At 52.6% G+C, this 15,818-nt stretch carries 16 protein-coding genes and 1 pseudogene; 8 read left to right on the top strand and 9 right to left on the bottom strand.

The genetic code is table 11. The features are described 5' to 3' along the window. Nucleotides 1-60: 60 nt before the first annotated feature. Nucleotides 61-489 (top strand): heat shock protein HslJ, encoded by a 429-nt coding sequence (gene hslJ, locus KXR87_RS09515; protein WP_437432022.1) that lies wholly within the window; start codon nucleotides 61-63, stop codon nucleotides 487-489. On the opposite strand, the gene KXR87_RS09510 is transcribed toward hslJ, so the two are convergent. Further along, the gene (locus KXR87_RS09510) at nucleotides 483-749 is read right to left on the bottom strand and encodes a putative hemolysin (RefSeq protein ID WP_437432021.1); all 267 of its coding nucleotides are present in this window, start codon (nucleotides 747-749) and stop codon (nucleotides 483-485) included. The two genes, hslJ and KXR87_RS09510, sit on opposite strands and share 7 nt — an antisense overlap. Nucleotides 750-949: 200 nt before the next feature. Beyond that, nucleotides 950-1,168 (bottom strand): hypothetical protein, encoded by a 219-nt coding sequence (locus KXR87_RS09505; RefSeq protein WP_437432020.1) that lies wholly within the window; start codon nucleotides 1,166-1,168, stop codon nucleotides 950-952. A gap of 544 nt (nucleotides 1,169-1,712) precedes the next feature. Here KXR87_RS09505 and nifJ point away from each other — a divergent pair. The 5 genes and pseudogenes from nifJ to ttcA all read left to right on the top strand — a co-directional run bounded on the left by nifJ (nucleotide 1,713) and on the right by ttcA (nucleotide 7,360). Continuing rightward, on the top strand, nucleotides 1,713-5,237 hold the full coding sequence (nifJ, locus tag KXR87_RS09500) for a pyruvate:ferredoxin (flavodoxin) oxidoreductase (RefSeq protein ID WP_437432019.1): 3,525 nt from the start codon (nucleotides 1,713-1,715) through the stop codon (nucleotides 5,235-5,237). Nucleotides 5,238-5,360: 123 nt separating this feature from the next. Continuing rightward, complete coding sequence (locus tag KXR87_RS09495; RefSeq protein ID WP_437432018.1) at nucleotides 5,361-5,573, top strand: KTSC domain-containing protein; 213 nt, start codon at nucleotides 5,361-5,363, stop codon at nucleotides 5,571-5,573. A gap of 393 nt (nucleotides 5,574-5,966) precedes the next feature. Beyond that, a complete protein-coding gene (locus KXR87_RS09490; RefSeq protein ID WP_437432017.1) occupies nucleotides 5,967-6,062 on the top strand; it encodes a YoaK family small membrane protein in 96 nt (31 codons plus the stop codon). A gap of 118 nt (nucleotides 6,063-6,180) precedes the next feature. Beyond that, nucleotides 6,181-6,278 (top strand): annotated as a pseudogene (locus KXR87_RS09485) (site-specific integrase); the annotation flags it as partial. 146 nt (nucleotides 6,279-6,424) lie between these two features. Then, the gene (gene ttcA / locus KXR87_RS09480; protein ID WP_437432016.1) at nucleotides 6,425-7,360 is read left to right on the top strand and encodes a tRNA 2-thiocytidine(32) synthetase TtcA; all 936 of its coding nucleotides are present in this window, start codon (nucleotides 6,425-6,427) and stop codon (nucleotides 7,358-7,360) included. Nucleotides 7,361-7,390: 30 nt separating this feature from the next. On the opposite strand, the gene KXR87_RS09475 is transcribed toward ttcA, so the two are convergent. The 6 genes from KXR87_RS09475 to KXR87_RS09450 all read right to left on the bottom strand — a co-directional run bounded on the left by KXR87_RS09475 (nucleotide 7,391) and on the right by KXR87_RS09450 (nucleotide 13,314). Next, complete coding sequence (locus KXR87_RS09475) at nucleotides 7,391-7,537, bottom strand: hypothetical protein (RefSeq protein WP_437432015.1); 147 nt, start codon at nucleotides 7,535-7,537, stop codon at nucleotides 7,391-7,393. 275 nt (nucleotides 7,538-7,812) lie between these two features. Beyond that, nucleotides 7,813-8,796, bottom strand: a complete 984-nt coding sequence (zntB, locus tag KXR87_RS09470) for a zinc transporter ZntB (protein ID WP_437432014.1) — start codon at nucleotides 8,794-8,796, stop codon at nucleotides 7,813-7,815. 139 nt (nucleotides 8,797-8,935) lie between these two features. Continuing rightward, complete coding sequence (locus KXR87_RS09465; RefSeq protein WP_437432071.1) at nucleotides 8,936-10,030, bottom strand: methyl-accepting chemotaxis protein; 1,095 nt, start codon at nucleotides 10,028-10,030, stop codon at nucleotides 8,936-8,938. Nucleotides 10,031-10,867: 837 nt separating this feature from the next. Further along, nucleotides 10,868-11,056, bottom strand: a complete 189-nt coding sequence (locus tag KXR87_RS09460; RefSeq protein ID WP_437432013.1) for a YdiH family protein — start codon at nucleotides 11,054-11,056, stop codon at nucleotides 10,868-10,870. Nucleotides 11,057-11,419: 363 nt separating this feature from the next. Then, complete coding sequence (locus tag KXR87_RS09455) at nucleotides 11,420-11,629, bottom strand: hypothetical protein (protein WP_437432012.1); 210 nt, start codon at nucleotides 11,627-11,629, stop codon at nucleotides 11,420-11,422. Nucleotides 11,630-11,697: 68 nt separating this feature from the next. Beyond that, nucleotides 11,698-13,314, bottom strand: a complete 1,617-nt coding sequence (locus KXR87_RS09450) for a peptide ABC transporter substrate-binding protein (protein ID WP_437432011.1) — start codon at nucleotides 13,312-13,314, stop codon at nucleotides 11,698-11,700. 183 nt (nucleotides 13,315-13,497) lie between these two features. Here KXR87_RS09450 and mpaA point away from each other — a divergent pair, with 183 nt between their 5' ends. Then, complete coding sequence (gene mpaA, locus KXR87_RS09445) at nucleotides 13,498-14,211, top strand: murein tripeptide amidase MpaA (protein WP_437432010.1); 714 nt, start codon at nucleotides 13,498-13,500, stop codon at nucleotides 14,209-14,211. Here the strand turns inward: mpaA and ycjG are convergent. After that, the gene (gene ycjG / locus KXR87_RS09440; protein WP_437432009.1) at nucleotides 14,193-15,167 is read right to left on the bottom strand and encodes an L-Ala-D/L-Glu epimerase; all 975 of its coding nucleotides are present in this window, start codon (nucleotides 15,165-15,167) and stop codon (nucleotides 14,193-14,195) included. The genes mpaA and ycjG overlap by 19 nt on opposite strands. 115 nt (nucleotides 15,168-15,282) lie before the next feature. On the opposite strand from ycjG, the gene tpx reads away from it, so the two are divergent. Further along, entirely contained in the window at nucleotides 15,283-15,789 is a 507-nt protein-coding gene (gene tpx, locus KXR87_RS09435) for a thiol peroxidase (RefSeq protein ID WP_437432008.1), read from the top strand. Nucleotides 15,790-15,818 lie beyond the last annotated feature (29 nt).

Below are 15,818 nucleotides of genomic sequence, written 5' to 3'. Positions count from 1 at the left end.
ACAACCGCGCCTCGCCTGTTAAAATCCCGCCGATATATCAGGAAAGCCTTTGAGGAATAAATGAATAAATTGATTACCCTGGTGGCATTGAGCGTGTTGCTGACCGGATGTGTGCGCAGCGGCGCCAATGATGTGTCGGTAAAGGCCGAACAGTTGGTCAATCACCGCTTTGTGCTGGAAACGGCAAACGGGCAGGCGGTTGAACCCGGTGAGCAGCCGGCAGACATTCATTTCGATGGAGAAATGAAAATCTCTGGCGGCATGTGTAACCGCTTTACCGGACAGGGCAAACTCTCAGAAGGAAAGCTGACGGTGAAGAACATGGCGATGACGCGCATGATGTGTACAGACGCACAGCGCAACGCGCTGGATAACGTCCTCGCCACGATGCTCAATACCGGCGCGCAGGTCGATTTAACTGACAGTCAGCTGACGCTGACCACCGCCGATCAGACACTCATCTATAAGCAGACGGAACCGGCTCAGTAACTCCCGCACGTTCCTGCGGCAAGCGACTGTTCGCTGCAACGTTTGCCGTTAGGTAGCGCACACATTCCCACCGCAGTGCCATCAAGCTGACGTGCGACAGATAACGCCCCGCCAATCATCGCGCAGTTGGCTTCTCCCCCGCTGGACATAGCCGCTTTCAGACCCGGCGAGACGTGCGCCGCCGTTGCCTGTTGAACCGGCTCATTGCTGCATGCAGACAGTAACAGTGCAGCACATCCCACCCAAAACGCTGAACGCATTTCTCATCCCCCTGTGAATTTGCAAAACCTAAGCATCATAGGCAGTGCAGGACGGCACGTCGAGAGTCGCAACGCACCTTTATGCGCTTTCGCAACATTTTGATGCGATTTTTTTGCACGCTGTCAGCGCCGGAAGGTATGTAAAGGAATCGGAAGGGGATAGATCGACCAGGCACGCCCACGCGGCGTTTTGCTGCCGCTTACGCGAGTTTATGTTCTGCTATTCCTTGCTGGAGTTCTTCAATAATCGCTTTGTCTTCGGTTAACGCATGCTCTTGTTCAATGACGACGTTAACCAGCTCCTCGATCGCCGCCGCCGCAGTTAAAACCAGTTTTTTGTCCACGACGCAGGCTTCGCGCTCGTCTTCCACCACTCTCTTCAGATGTTCGGCATACGCCTGATAGGTTTTGATTGGCATTGTCCCTTTCCACGGCTGACTGGATTTAAATTTTTTTAGTAATTGCACTTAAGATAAGTCAATTCAGCAACGTTAGCGGCAGATGCACTTGTTTTTTCAGACGATTACCTAAACCTGCGCGCTGACACCCACTCCGGATACAGTAGGGGCAAGTCGTTGCGCCAGACACGACGGGAGTGCTACTAACGGGAAAATGCGCCATCGCCATCTGTTGTATTTTTCTTACAGCGCTGTTGCCGGTGGCTATTTATCCCCGATAAGTATTTACGAAACCGATAAATGCCGACACGCGCCATGAGATCAAAATCCCCCGGCCAGGGGATGTCTATACTGAAGGTTATCTTTGTCATAAGAGGCCTTAAGCGGGCGGGCTGAAGCCGTCCGGGCACATACAAACTGCACCAGGCTCAGAGTGCAGCGTGAGTCAATACATGGCCGGTTTGCCGGACCAGAACAAAAAGTGAACAAGCCCGAACCGGCTTGCTGCAACCCTCTGGCAAACAACGGCGCTATCCCACTTATCGTTGAGCAATGAGAGTACAATATGATTACTACTGACGGTAATGGCGCGGTCGCTTCGGTAGCGTTCCGTGTCAGTGAAGTTATCGCCATTTACCCCATTACCCCAAGTTCCACGATGGCGGAACAGGCTGATGCCTGGGCCGGAAACGGATTACTTAACGTCTGGGGTGACACACCGCGTGTCGTTGAGATGCAGTCCGAAGCGGGTGCGATTGCGACGGTGCATGGGGCGCTACAAACCGGCGCACTCTCCACCTCCTTCACCTCATCGCAGGGTCTGCTGCTGATGATCCCAACGCTCTATAAACTGGCCGGTCAGTTAACGCCGTTCGTCCTGCACGTGGCGGCGCGCACCGTTGCCACCCATGCGCTCTCAATTTTTGGCGACCACTCCGATGTGATGGCGATTCGTCAGACCGGTTGCGCTATGTTGTCTGCCGGGAGCGTACAAGAAGCGCAGGATTTTGCCCTCATCTCACACATTGCCACCCTGAAAAGTCGGGTGCCTTTTATTCATTTCTTCGATGGTTTTCGCACCTCTCACGAGATAAACAAAATTGTGCCGCTGTCGGACGATACGATCCGCAGCCTGCTCCCACAGGCTGAGATCGATGCCCACCGCGCTCGCGCGCTCAATCCTGAGCATCCGGTTATTCGCGGCACCTCCGCTAACCCGGACACCTACTTCCAGTCACGTGAAGCGACAAATCCCTGGTACAACGCGGTGTATGACCACGTTGAGCAGGCGATGGATGATTTTGCCGCCGCCACGGGACGTCAGTACAAGCCCTTTGAATACTATGGCCATCCGCAGGCGGAGCGGGTGATTGTGTTAATGGGATCGGCAATAGGGACCTGTGAAGAGGTGGTCGATGAGCTGCTGACGCGTGCCGAGAAAGTAGGCGTGCTGAAGGTACGGCTGTTCCGTCCATTTAGTGCGCAACATTTACTGTCCGTTCTGCCAGAAACCGTCAAAAATATCGCCGTCCTTGACCGTACCAAAGAGCCGGGTGCGCTCGCTGAGCCGCTCTACCTTGATGTCATGACTGCTCTCGCGGAAGCGTTCAGTCAGGGCGAGCGTGAGATCCTGCCGCGCGTCATCGGCGGGCGATATGGCCTCTCCTCTAAGGAGTTTGGTCCCGATTGCGTACTGGCAGTGTTTAACGAGCTGAACGCGACAAAACCCAGGCCGCGCTTTACCGTTGGTATTTATGATGACGTCACGTCGCTGTCGTTGCCGTTACCGGAAAATACCCTGCCCTCACGCGCTAAACTTGAGGCACTCTTTTATGGCCTTGGCAGTGACGGTAGCGTGTCGGCTACCAAGAACAACATCAAGATTATTGGTAACGCCACGCCGTGGTATGCACAGGGTTACTTTGTCTACGATTCAAAAAAAGCGGGTGGCCTGACCGTTTCGCATCTGAGGGTGAGTGAGCAGCCCATTAACTCCGCTTATCTGGTCTCTCAGGCGGACTTTGTAGGCTGTCACCAACTGCAGTTTATTGATAAGTATGAGATGGCAGAGCGGCTAAAACCTGGCGGCATCTTCCTGCTCAATACCCCTTATAGTGCTGATGAAGTCTGGGATCGTCTGCCGCAGGATGTCCAGGCCGCACTGAATCATAAAAAAGCCCGGTTCTATGTGATTAACGCGGCGAAAATTGCCCGTGAATGCGGACTTGGCGCGCGTATTAATACCGTTATGCAGATGGCCTTTTTCCATTTGACGCACATTCTGCCTGGTGACAGCGCCCTGACCGCCCTGCAGGGTGCGATTGCCAAAAGTTACAGCAGTAAAGGTCAGGAGCTGGTGGAGCGTAACTGGCAGGCGCTGGCAATGGCACGTGAATCGCTGTTTGAGGTTCCCCTGCAACCGGTTAACGCGAGTAGCGCACCGCGTCCTCCGGTGGTGTCAGACGCGGCACCCGATTTCGTTAAAACCGTAACCGCGGCGATGCTTGCCGGGCTGGGCGATGCCCTTCCCGTCTCTGCCCTGCCGCCGGACGGGACCTGGCCTGTGGGCACCACGCGCTGGGAAAAACGCAACATTGCTGAAGCGATCCCTATCTGGAAAGAGGAGCTGTGCACCCAGTGCAACCACTGCGTGGCAGCCTGCCCACACTCAGCCATCCGCGCGAAAGTGGTTCAGCCGCAAGCCCTGGAAACCGCCCCGGCCAGTCTGCATTCACTTGATGTGAAATCCCGCGATATGCGCGGTCAGAAATATGTACTGCAGGTTGCGCCGGAAGATTGCACCGGCTGTAATTTGTGTGTGGAGGTCTGCCCGGCAAAAGATCGCCAGGATCCTGACATCAAAGCCATTAATATGATGTCCCGCCTTGAGCATGTGGAAGAGGAAAAAGTGAATTATGACTTCTTCCTCAATTTACCGGAGATCGATCGCAGCTCGCTGGAGCGTATTGATATCCGCACCTCTCAACTGATAAGTCCGTTGTTTGAATACTCCGGTGCCTGCTCCGGATGTGGTGAAACCCCCTATATCAAGCTGCTGACGCAGTTGTACGGCGACCGAATGCTGATCGCTAACGCTACCGGTTGTTCATCAATTTATGGCGGTAATCTTCCCTCCACGCCCTACACCACGGATGCCTACGGGCGCGGGCCGGCGTGGGCCAATTCACTGTTTGAAGATAATGCCGAATTTGGCCTGGGCTTCCGTCTGACGGTGGATCAGCACCGTAAACGGGTGATGCGAATGTTGTCGCAGTTTGCTGATAAGATCCCGCCTGAACTCAACGAGGCGCTGCATACAGACGCCACACCGGAGGTACGCCGTCAACAGGTTGCGGCGCTGCGCCAGCATCTGGCAGGGAATGAAGAGGCGAAAGCACTGTTAACCGATGCCGATGCGCTGGTGGAAAAATCCATCTGGCTGATTGGGGGGGACGGCTGGGCCTATGATATTGGTTTTGGCGGTCTTGACCACGTCCTGAGTCTGACCGAGAACGTCAATATTCTGGTGCTCGACACGCAGTGCTACTCCAACACCGGCGGTCAGGCGTCAAAAGCCACACCTCTGGGTGCGGTCACTAAGTTTGGTGAGCATGGCAAACGCAAGGCCCGTAAGGATCTCGGTGTCAGCATGATGATGTATGGCCATGTGTATGTGGCGCAGATTTCGCTCGGTGCCCAGCTTAACCAGACTGTGAAGGCGATTCAGGAGGCGGAAGCCTACCCCGGCCCCTCACTGATCATAGCCTACAGTCCCTGTGAAGAGCATGGCTACGATCTCGCGCTCAGTCATGACCAGATGCGCCAGCTTACCGCTACTGGTTTCTGGCCACTGTACCGCTACGATCCGCGCCGCGAAGCGGAAGGGAAAGTGCCGCTGGCGCTGGACTCCCGCCCACCCTCCGATGCGCTGGCCGATACCCTGCTGAACGAACAGCGCTTCCGTCGGCTGAATGCCCAGCAACCGGAAGTGGCAGACCAGCTGTGGAAGGATGCGGCGGCCGAGTTGCAAAAACGCTATGACTTCCTGGCGCGGATGGCAGGCAAAGCGGAAAAAAGTCCGTCTGAATAATAAGATACGATGCCAAAAAGCCTGCAATCCTGCAGGCTTTTTTATCTCTGTGCGGCTTGCCATCACCCGCCGTCCTGGTGGATGATGCTCTTTCCTCGCGCCGGGCTGTAAAGGACATTCATCATGCTACACCATCCTGTTAAATCATCACGCATTTTATCTGTTGCCTATGAGGAAAGTACCCGCACGCTGGAAATTTGTTTTCACGATAAAAGCACCTTTCAGTATCGCAATGTGCCGCCACGCATTTTTACCGTCTTTCTGACGGTGGTGTCTAAAGGCCGGTATTACGATGGTGTAGTAAAAGGCAAATACCCGGAAAAGAAAGTGGCCTGAGTGTCACCTCACCCATCTTGCAGAAAGTCGTTCTGCCATCTCACTGTTATAAAACTGTAAAGGTTCTGCGTAAAACTGAGGTCATGCGTTTCGTTAACGCTTTTCCCGAACCATTGAGATGATCCTATGAAGCAAAGCAGAAACCGTCGCACAATGCAGATCCACTGGAGCCTGCAACGTAAGCGTGATAATCAGGAATGGAAAAAATTCAGCCTGGTATTAACCAACCGCAGGGCATGACCTGCACTGACCTGCCATCAATGCCGCGTTTTTAACCAGTCATCTTATATCGCTCGCCATTTTTATGGCATCCTGAGAAGTTGCTGGTGATTTTTGCCGGTATCGGATAAAAGGAGAGACCCTACCTCTTATGCCGTCAGGAATTCAGCTGTTATGAGAATTGGTATTGCCTTCCCGATTATAGTTTTTATCGTTGCCGTGGCGTTTCTGACCTGGTTTGTGGTTGGAGGCTATGCCACACCGGGCTGACAGGCGCGGTGGGGTGATTCAGGGCAGAATCCACACTCTTTTAGCGGTCAACACCGGTTGAACGCTGTCCCAGCGCCTGAGCAGGACAGTGCATCACGGGTATCTGATGTAAAACGTTGGCATTCGTCGCCGCAATCCGTACCATACACGGCACACTTTCGCATAGGGCTTTATGTCACTGGCGCCAACCTCTCTTTTGTTGCTTACCAGAGGGGCACAAGGATGCGCAGAGGGTGTAGAGAACTTATGCTACCGGGTTGAAGTGATTAAGGGTGAACATGAGGTTGTGTTGTCCACCGGACAGGCGCATTAAGGTGCCGCCACCTCATCCGTGCCCCGTTTGAACATTGAGTAAATAATAAATGTCGCAAAATCAAGAAACTACAAAGAAAGATCAGTACAACCTGAATAAGCTTCAGAAGCGTCTGCGCCGCAATGTGGGCGAGGCGATTGCCGATTTTAATATGATTGAAGAAGGCGACCGCATCATGGTCTGCCTCTCCGGCGGTAAAGACAGCTTTACCATGCTGGATATTTTGCGCAACCTGCAACAGAGCGCACCGATCAACTTTACACTGGTCGCGGTCAACCTGGATCAGAAACAACCGGGGTTCCCGGAACACATTCTGCCCGCCTATCTGGAATCCATTGGCGTTGAGTACAGGATTGTCGAAGAAAACACCTACGGCATTGTAAAAGAGAAAATTCCGGAAGGGAAAACCACCTGTTCGCTCTGCTCACGCCTGCGTCGCGGCATTTTGTATCGCACGGCAACGGAGCTGGGTGCTACCAAAATCGCCCTGGGGCACCACCGCGACGATATTCTGCAAACCCTGTTCCTGAACATGTTCTACGGCGGCAAAATGAAAGGCATGCCACCGAAGTTGATGAGTGACGACGGAAAGCACATCGTCATTCGTCCGCTGGCCTACTGTCGTGAAAAAGACATTGCGCGCTTTGCCGAGGCCAAGGGATACCCGATTATTCCGTGTAACCTCTGCGGCTCTCAACCCAACCTGCAACGTCAGGTCATCGGCGACATGTTGCGCGACTGGGATAAACGCTACCCCGGACGCATCGAAACCATGTTCAGCGCCATGCAGAATGTAGTGCCTTCTCACCTCAGCGACACCACGCTGTTTGACTTTAAAGGCATTCAGCATGGTTCGGCCGTGGTGGATGGCGGGGATCTGGCGTTTGACCGCGAAACCCTCCCGTTGCAGCCTGCCGGATGGCTACCGGATGAAGACGACGGCGATTTTACCGCCAGTCGACTGGACATTCTGGAAATCAAATAACCGAAATCCCTCGTAATACGAGGGATTTTTTTAGCGATGCTGTGGGGGATCGATAACAGGATGCGGGTCCGGGTCCGGCGGATCGGGTAACGGTTGGGGCTGCGGGATCGGGTCAGGAACCGGAACGGGATCGGAAGGAATCGGGTCACTCACTCGCAGAGTGTTAGCATTCGACATATTAGCCTCCAGTAAAGGGTTACTGTTCTTTAAGGGTAGTCCGTGCTGAACAGGAGGCAAAAAAAAGCCGACTATTCTAAGTCGGCGTCGTACGAATCAATTGTGCTATGCAGTAATTCAAAAAAGGAAGTAAGACAATATGGAGCGCAACGCCCATCGCTTGACGTTGCATTCACCTGCGAGATGAATATTGCCTTTTCCTGAGGCTGCTTATATTGATATTGCTCAATTTACACCGCGAAATTATGTTCATTTTTTGTTAAAAAAGTGAAATTTTACAGCCATTTACTGCGATGTAACCACCAGGCAACACCACCTATCAGAACAACCAACATAATGCAGAAGAGTGAAAAGCCGAATCGGTACTCCCCTCCCGGAATGCCGCCCAGATTCACGCCAAATAACCCTGTCAGGAAGGTACTCGGAAGAAAAACCATGGCCATCAGCGACATGGTATAGGTTCTGCGCGATAAGGACTCCTGCATCACCTGAGTAATTTCATCCGTCATTACGCCGGTACGGGCAATACAGGAGTCGATTTCATCCAGTCCCCGTCCGAGACGGTCGGCAATGTCCTGCATCCGGCGCCGCATATCGTCATTCATCCAGGGCAGCCGCTCACTGGCAAGGCGTGCAAACACATCACGCTGAGGAGCCATGTAGCGACGCATCACGATTAACTGCTTTCGCAGCAGGGCTAAAAAGCCGCGCGGCGGGATCTCCTGATCCAGCAGATTATCTTCCAGATCGATAATTTTATCGTGCAGCACTTCGATGAATTCACTGGCGTGATCGGTCAGGGCGTCGCACACATCCACCAGCCAGCCACCGCAGTCGGTAGGGCCGGTTCCTTCCTCTAAATCAGAGACCACATCATCCAGCGCGAGCACTTTGCGCTGACGCGTTGAGATAATCATGCGCTCATCCATATACAGACGAACGGCGACCAGTTGATCCGGGCGTTCATCGGTGCTGCCATTGATGCACCGGAGAGTTATGAGGGTGCCTTCCCCCATACGCGACACGCGGGGACGCAGACTCTCGCCTGCCAGCGCATTGCGGACGGTATTGGGCAAAAGAGGCGTGGTTTCCAGCCATTCTGCGCTCTCCGGACTTGTGTAATTAAGGTGCAGCCAGCAGGGATGCTGCGCATCAATAATATCCTCATCCTCAAGCGGCTTAACGCCGCCTTTACCATCCAGTTGCCACGCATACACGGCATCCGGGATATTAATGTCTGACCCTTTAATCGCTTCCACAAAGACTCCACACTCCACTCAGGCATGGTGTCAGTCTAGCTCTCCGCACGGGTTAATCAACCATCATGCTGAATTCATTAATAAATGTAAAAAAGGCCCGCTAAACGGGCCGATAAGAAAAGAAAAGCGAAGAACCGGTTCAGAACGAGTGCCAGTAATTTTCCTGGTTTGGCAAAACGGGTCTTGCCGGGCGGGATGAGCCCTTGTGCTGCAGGCCACGAGGCTCCGGATTTACCTGCGCGGTGGGCGTTTCTGTAGCAAGACGGTATTTAGCGGTGCGTTGCTGCAGCTCAAGGACCCGATTTTTAAGAATGTCTGACGAACCCGCCAGCTCATCTACCATACTGACGTTACTTTGGGTGACTTTTTCCAGCTCCGAAAGCGCAAGAGTAATTTGCGAAATGCCCTTTTCCTGTTCAAGCGTCGACACCGCAATTTCATCCATTAACTTACTCACTACGCTCGCACCGGAGACAATTTCCTGCATATTTCGTTCGGCTTCAGACACGACCGTCGCCCCCTGAGTCACGTTATTGGTGGTGACAGCGATCAGGGATTTAATATTTTTGGCGGCTTCTGCGCTTCGGTGGGCCAGGCTACGCACTTCTCCGGCAACCACAGAAAAACCTTTACCATGATCTCCGGCCCTGGCAGCTTCCACTGCGGCATTCAGTGCCAGAATATTCGTCTGGAAGGCAATACCATCGATGATGGCAATAATGTCCGTCATCTGGTTAGCGCAGTCTGTAATCGACTGCATGTTATGGGCTACCTGCCCCATCAGATCGCCGCCCTTACGGGCGCTGATACTGGCATCGCTCGCACGCGAGCTGGCAAGACGCGTGTTTTCGGCATTATTTTTCGTGCTGCTGGCCATCTGTTCCATGCTGGCTGCCGTCTGAACCAGGGCTGCTGATTGCTCTTCCGTTTTTACCGAAAGCTCCCCGCTGCGGGAAGCCAGCTCGTCAGAGAGATCAAGCGCGTTTTGCGACGACAAACGGATCTCTTTCACCAGAATAGCAATACTTTCCGACAGGCTATTGATGCCAGGTATTAATCTGCCAGCACAGTTGTTACCAAATAACGGAATAGTTATTGAGAGATTACCGGAGGTCACCTCTTCAATACTTTTTTTAACCGTGTTGATAGGCGTCACCAGATACCAGGTTAAATATAACCAAAGAAATCCTAGCGTAGCCAATAAGAGAGCTGTGACCGCCACAGTGAGCGCCATATTTTTTGCGACGACTGTCACTAAAATATCGATAATTACAAAAAAAGACAGCAGGAACACTAATAAAAATGTTCTTACACTCATATTTCTAAACATAGCGACACCAGAATTACAACTCAGAGAGGTAATATTCTTATAGCATTCGGAATACACTTTTTCACTACCAAAATAACGGCCGAGCATCTTTAGGCGATGACACTGCAAGTTTAGCTTAAGTGTAAATAATGTAGATTAAAATAATCACTTACCAAATATTTTAGCATAAAAAACTATGTTTTTTATAAAAAACCTAAACAACAAAATAATAAAAACGCCCCTTAATAAACGGCTGCATCATTAAATGACAGGTCCTAAATTATAGTTAAGCGCAGCTTAAATCGAGATTTTTTTAAAGTTCATCCCATAATGGTCGATAACCATTATGCGTAATTATAAATAATCGCCAGAAAAGAATTATATTTAACCGGCATTTTTTAATTCCGCCTGATAGTTAAAACGTAAGGATGTTGTTCGCTGCATCTTTAACGTGTCAGCACTCTGTTTTATGTATGAGGGAAGCCATTATTTTTGGTTATTAAATCCGCTGCGATAATGCGCGCACTCAGTATAGGCGAATGCGCGCTCACGCTGCCTGCTGACCTTCTGAACAACTGAGCGGCAACGGGGATATTCGGCCAATATACACAGCCCGAAAGCAACGGGCGTACTTATTATGCTCTGCGCCTGCCCCACAAGGGTAGGGATAAGCGTATTGACGAAGCGCTTACAGGGTGGTTCTGCCCTGAAGAGAGGTAAAAAAAAGCGCCCTGCAGGGGCGCGTCTTTTGCCTTTGAGGGATCAGTGGATGCCCAACCGCCCGGCAAAATCGATTTCTTCTTTCAGTTCATTGTGCGACAGGGTGAGCAGGTCGGCAAATTCCAGGCTCAGCTGTTTTAATCTCTTCAGATATTGCGCGGGGGTCATGGCGCTTTTGTCACGGCGTAAGTATTCGATGGCCAGTTGGGTGGGGTCTAATTCACTCTGCATAACATCCTCTTTTGTGGTTAAGGAATAACCACTATAACACATAATGCTGCACAATTTTTGACCTTAGCCAGTTTCCCGCAGGGTCACCGTTACGCCTGTTCAGGAGTGGATTCACACAACAAAGCTTTACCTTCAATAAGTTAAAAATGCATTTCCAACCACGGGAATACACAGAGGATTTTTTGTTACCCGCAACCGGGTCGGTTGGCGCAGATAAAAAGGGGTTGATCGAAGGGATGATAAAGATTATCTTTCTCATTACTGAATAGTTGACTTAAATAGTCTGGTATTCAGTACGACATTGCTCACATTGCTTCCAGTATGACTTGCCCGCTTCACTGAAGCGGGCTTTTTTTCAGCGGGTCAGGCATAGTCTTCCAGCGCATCCTGGATGGCATCCGCCAGCGCCGACACTTCCTGTGAAACATTACGCAGGTCCATCTGACTACGGATACCTGTGTTCGAGGTGGATGAAGAAACCGCCGCTTTGGAAATTTCTAAGGCCGCCTGTACAGCAAGAAGTCGCTTCTTTTCTTCATCCGTCGCAGCGGTACCAAAATATTCTTCTAACATTCTTCCTTCCTCTTTATGAACTGCAAAAAAGACTAACCGAAACCATGCACGGCATGCGCCCTTGCGTCTTAATGCTTAATCACATACATGGTGCGGGTGTAGGCCACATCTTCCGGGTTGTTAATGGGGTAGCCTTTAAGCCAGGGTTTAATCAGGCGGCCATTGGTGTACTGATAAATAGGAATAAGAGGGGCCTTCTCGGCAATGATTTTTTCAGCTTCATTGTAATCCGCATTTCTGGCGCTGGCCTGGGTTTCCACTGATGCCTGACTCATCACCTTGTCATATGCCGGGTCGTTAAAGCGGGTGATATTACCGCTATGACCCGAAGTCAGCAGGGACAAAAAGGTGGAAGGTTCGTTGTAATCGCCAACCCAGGAGGCCCGGATTACATCGAAATTGCCGGTGTTGCGGCTGTCGATATAGGTTTTCCACTCCTGATTTTGCAGCTTCACATCAATGCCCAGGTTCTTTTTCCACATGGATGCCACCGCAATGGCAATTTTCTGGTGCGTTTCAGAGGTGTTATAGAGCAGCGTCAGTTTCAGAGGACGCTGGGGCCCATAACCTGCCGCCTGAAGCAAGGTTTTAGCCTGAGCATTGAGCTCTGCCTGGCTCTGACGTTCCAGTATTGAAGGCTGAGGTTTGAATCCTGCCGTGACATCCGGGGTAAAGCGCCAGGCCGGTTTCTCGCCGGTCCCCAGCACTTTTTCGGCCATGATGCGACGGTCGACGGTCATGCTCAGCGCGAGGCGCACGCGCGGGTCAGCCGTAGGCCCTTTTTGTGTATTCAGCGCGTAATAGTAGGTTCCCAGCTGCGGCGGGGTATAAACCTGACCGGGAATATCTTTCAAAAGTTTCTGGTACAGGCTTTTCGGGAAGGATTCGGTAATATCGATATCCCCTGCCAGGTAACGATTGGTGGCCGCCGTCTCCTGGTTAATCGGCACGAAGGTCACTTTCTGAATAACGGTTTTAGCGTTATCCCAGTAATGCGTATTCGGCGTGAACTCCAGCTTCTCATTCACAACACGGTTGGCCAGCACATAGGCGCCATTACCGACCAGATTACCGGGACGCGTCCAGTCCTGCCCGCTCTCAACATTTGCCTTTTTAACCGGGTAAAAGGCGAAGCTTGCCGCCATATTGGCAAACCAGGGTAGCGGTTTATCTAACTGAACCCGCAACGTGTGATCATCTACCGCGGTCACCCCAAGTTTTTCGGGCGATACTTTGCCATCAATGATCGCCTGTGCCTGCGCGATGCCCGCCAGCGAGGCAAAAGAGGCAAAGGGAGAGGTGGTTTTGGGATCTACCAGACGCTGCCAGCTATAGACAAAATCCTGCGCCGTAACCGGCGTACCGTCTGACCATCTGGCATCACTGCGCAGGGTGAATGTCCAGCTACGGTTATCACTGCTCTGCCACTTCGTGGCGACACCAGGCACAATCTCACCTTTCTCATCCTGGTTCACCAGCCCTTCATACAGATCGCGTATCACCTGAATCTCAGGCAATCCCACGGCTTTTGCCGGATCAAGGGTTGCGGGCTCATCTTTGATGTGGCGAACCAGCTCCTGCTTCTGCGCAAGTTCAGTACCTTTTGGCACGTCGGCAGCCCAGGCCAGTGAAGTGAAACCGCACAAATAAAGCGCACAACCGATCCGCGTCACAGGATGCTTCATGTGATCCCCTTTTAGTTTTGTAGCAAAGCGAAAGATGCGGTAATTATTTGTTTTAAAAAGAAGGAATGCAAATTCAAGTCAACGGAATGTTGACAGTAATCCTGTTTATACCCGCCCTGCACGTTGCCGGGTTGAACAAAATGCTTAACACTTACTATGACTGCACTTAACTCAAGGAAACCTATGCCCGTCTCACGACCACGTCAGGAACGCGGTGCTTTCCCTTCGGGGAGCGATATCTATGGCCACTCATTGTTAGGGGCCCCCCTTATCTGGTTCCCGGCTGCAGAGGCGTCGCATGCCAGTGGGCTGATTATTGCGGGTACTCACGGTGACGAAAATTCGTCTGTGGTCACCCTCTCCTGCGCCCTGCGGACACTCAAACCAGAACTTCGACGCCATCATGTGGTACTGGCCGTTAATCCCGATGGCTGCCAGTTAGGACTAAGAGCCAGTGCCAGCGGTGTTGACCTGAACCGAAACTTCCCGGCGGCAAACTGGAAAGCGGGTGAGACCGTCTACCGCTGGAACAGTGCGGCAACCGAACGGGATGTCGTGTTATCAACGGGTGAACATCCCGGTTCAGAGCCTGAAACGCAGGCCCTTTGCCGGCTTATCCATCGCATCCGCCCGGCCTGGGTGGTCTCTTTTCACGATCCGCTGGGATGTGTGGAAGATCCCCGCCGCAGTGCACTCGGCCAGTGGCTGTCAACACAGTTTGCCCTGCCACTGGTGACCAGCGTTGGCTACGAAACCCCAGGCTCCTTCGGCAGCTGGTGTGCCGATATGCAACTGCACTGTATTACCCTTGAGTTCCCGCCGGTTTCGGCTGATGAAGCCAGCGAGAAATATCTCGGTGCGATGATCGCCCTCTTACATCACAACGCCGACAGATGAAGCTGACCAGGCGTGAAGCGCAGCGCGGGCTCGACGTCCACCGCAAGCCAGGTCGGTCCGTCAAGATCGGCAAAACGAACATCAGCAGCAAGCGGAAGCGCAGCGCTGATGGCGCGTGAAGTGCAGATCATGCAGCCGAGCATTAAACCGAACCCGCGGGCGCGAGCGTCGTCGGCAAGCGCCAGTGCTTCCGTAAGCCCGCCGGTTTTGTCGAGTTTGATGTTGACCATGTCATAACGGCCCACCAGTCGCGGTAAGTCTGCGCGTGTATGGCAACTCTCATCAGCGCAAATGGGAAGCGGATGGATGAAATTCGCCAGCGCGTCATCTTCAGCCACCGGCAGTGGCTGCTCCAGCATCGCCACCCCCAGATCCGCCAGCAGCTGGCAGCGCGCGGCCAGCCCCTCGCTATGCCAGGCTTCATTCGCATCAACGATTATTGTCGCATCGGGGGCAGCGGCGCGGATAGCCACCATTCTTTCGCTGATAAGGTGATCGTCAAGTTTGACTTTAAGCAGCCTGGCACCGGTTTCCACCAGCGCTGCAGCACTTGCCGCCATTTGATCCGGCGTGCCAATGACTACGGTTTGCGCCGTCGTCACCACCGGGGGTAATACCACCCCTGTACGGGCAACCAGAGACTGATTGAGACGGCGGGCCTCCAGATCCCAGAGCGCGCAGTCAACGGCATTGCGCGCGGCACCCGGCGGCAATAACGTCTGCAATTCATCACGACTGAGGTTGTTTTCCAGACGAGCAATATGGGTCATGATTTGCGCGATAACCGAGGCCTCGCTTTCACCATATCGGGGATAGGGTGTACACTCACCCACTGCCTTTACGCCATCTTCTTCCAGCTCCACAACCACTACCCGCGCTTCGTTACGGCTGCCGCGCGAGATAACAAATGGCGAATGTAACGGCCAGGTTTCTTCGTACACCTTCACACTTCTCATCCCTTACTCCTGTGGCGTTGTCCTTACGAGTATAGTGGCGAAAATGGCATTGCCGTGTTCCTTGCTTTCAGCATAAACTAGCGCCGAAGTTAACTATATGTAAACAGGAAGATATATGTCACAGCTTGTTCATTTCCAGGGTAATCCAGTTTCCGTCGCAGGCCAGATCCCGGCAACCGGTAGCAAAGCTGCCGCGTTTTCACTGGTCGCAAAAGATCTGTCAGACGTTGCATTAAGTCAGTTTGCCGGTAAACGTAAAGTGCTGAATATTTTCCCAAGCATCGATACCGGCGTCTGCGCCGCCTCCGTTCGCAAGTTCAACGAACTGGCGACCGAAATTAATGACACCGTAGTGCTGTGCATTTCTGCAGACCTGCCGTTCGCCCAGTCCCGCTTCTGCGGCGCTGAAGGCCTGAGCAATGTCATTACTCTCTCTACCCTGCGCAACCCGGAGTTTCTCGAAGACTATGGCGTTGGCATCGCCGAAGGCGCACTTAAAGGCCTTGCCGCGCGCGCCGTGGTGGTAATTGATGAGAATGACAATGTGATCTTCAGCCAACTGGTTAATGAAATCACTAATGAACCAGACTACGCCTCTGCACTGAACGTGCTGAAGGCGTAATCTCACCCGTTGCCCGGTAAGCCATTACC

This window comes from Yokenella regensburgei (assembly GCF_051486985.1).
In the GTDB taxonomy this organism is placed as follows: domain Bacteria; phylum Pseudomonadota; class Gammaproteobacteria; order Enterobacterales; family Enterobacteriaceae; genus CBFFRJ01.
This window is presented reverse-complemented; position numbering and strand designations above follow the sequence as displayed.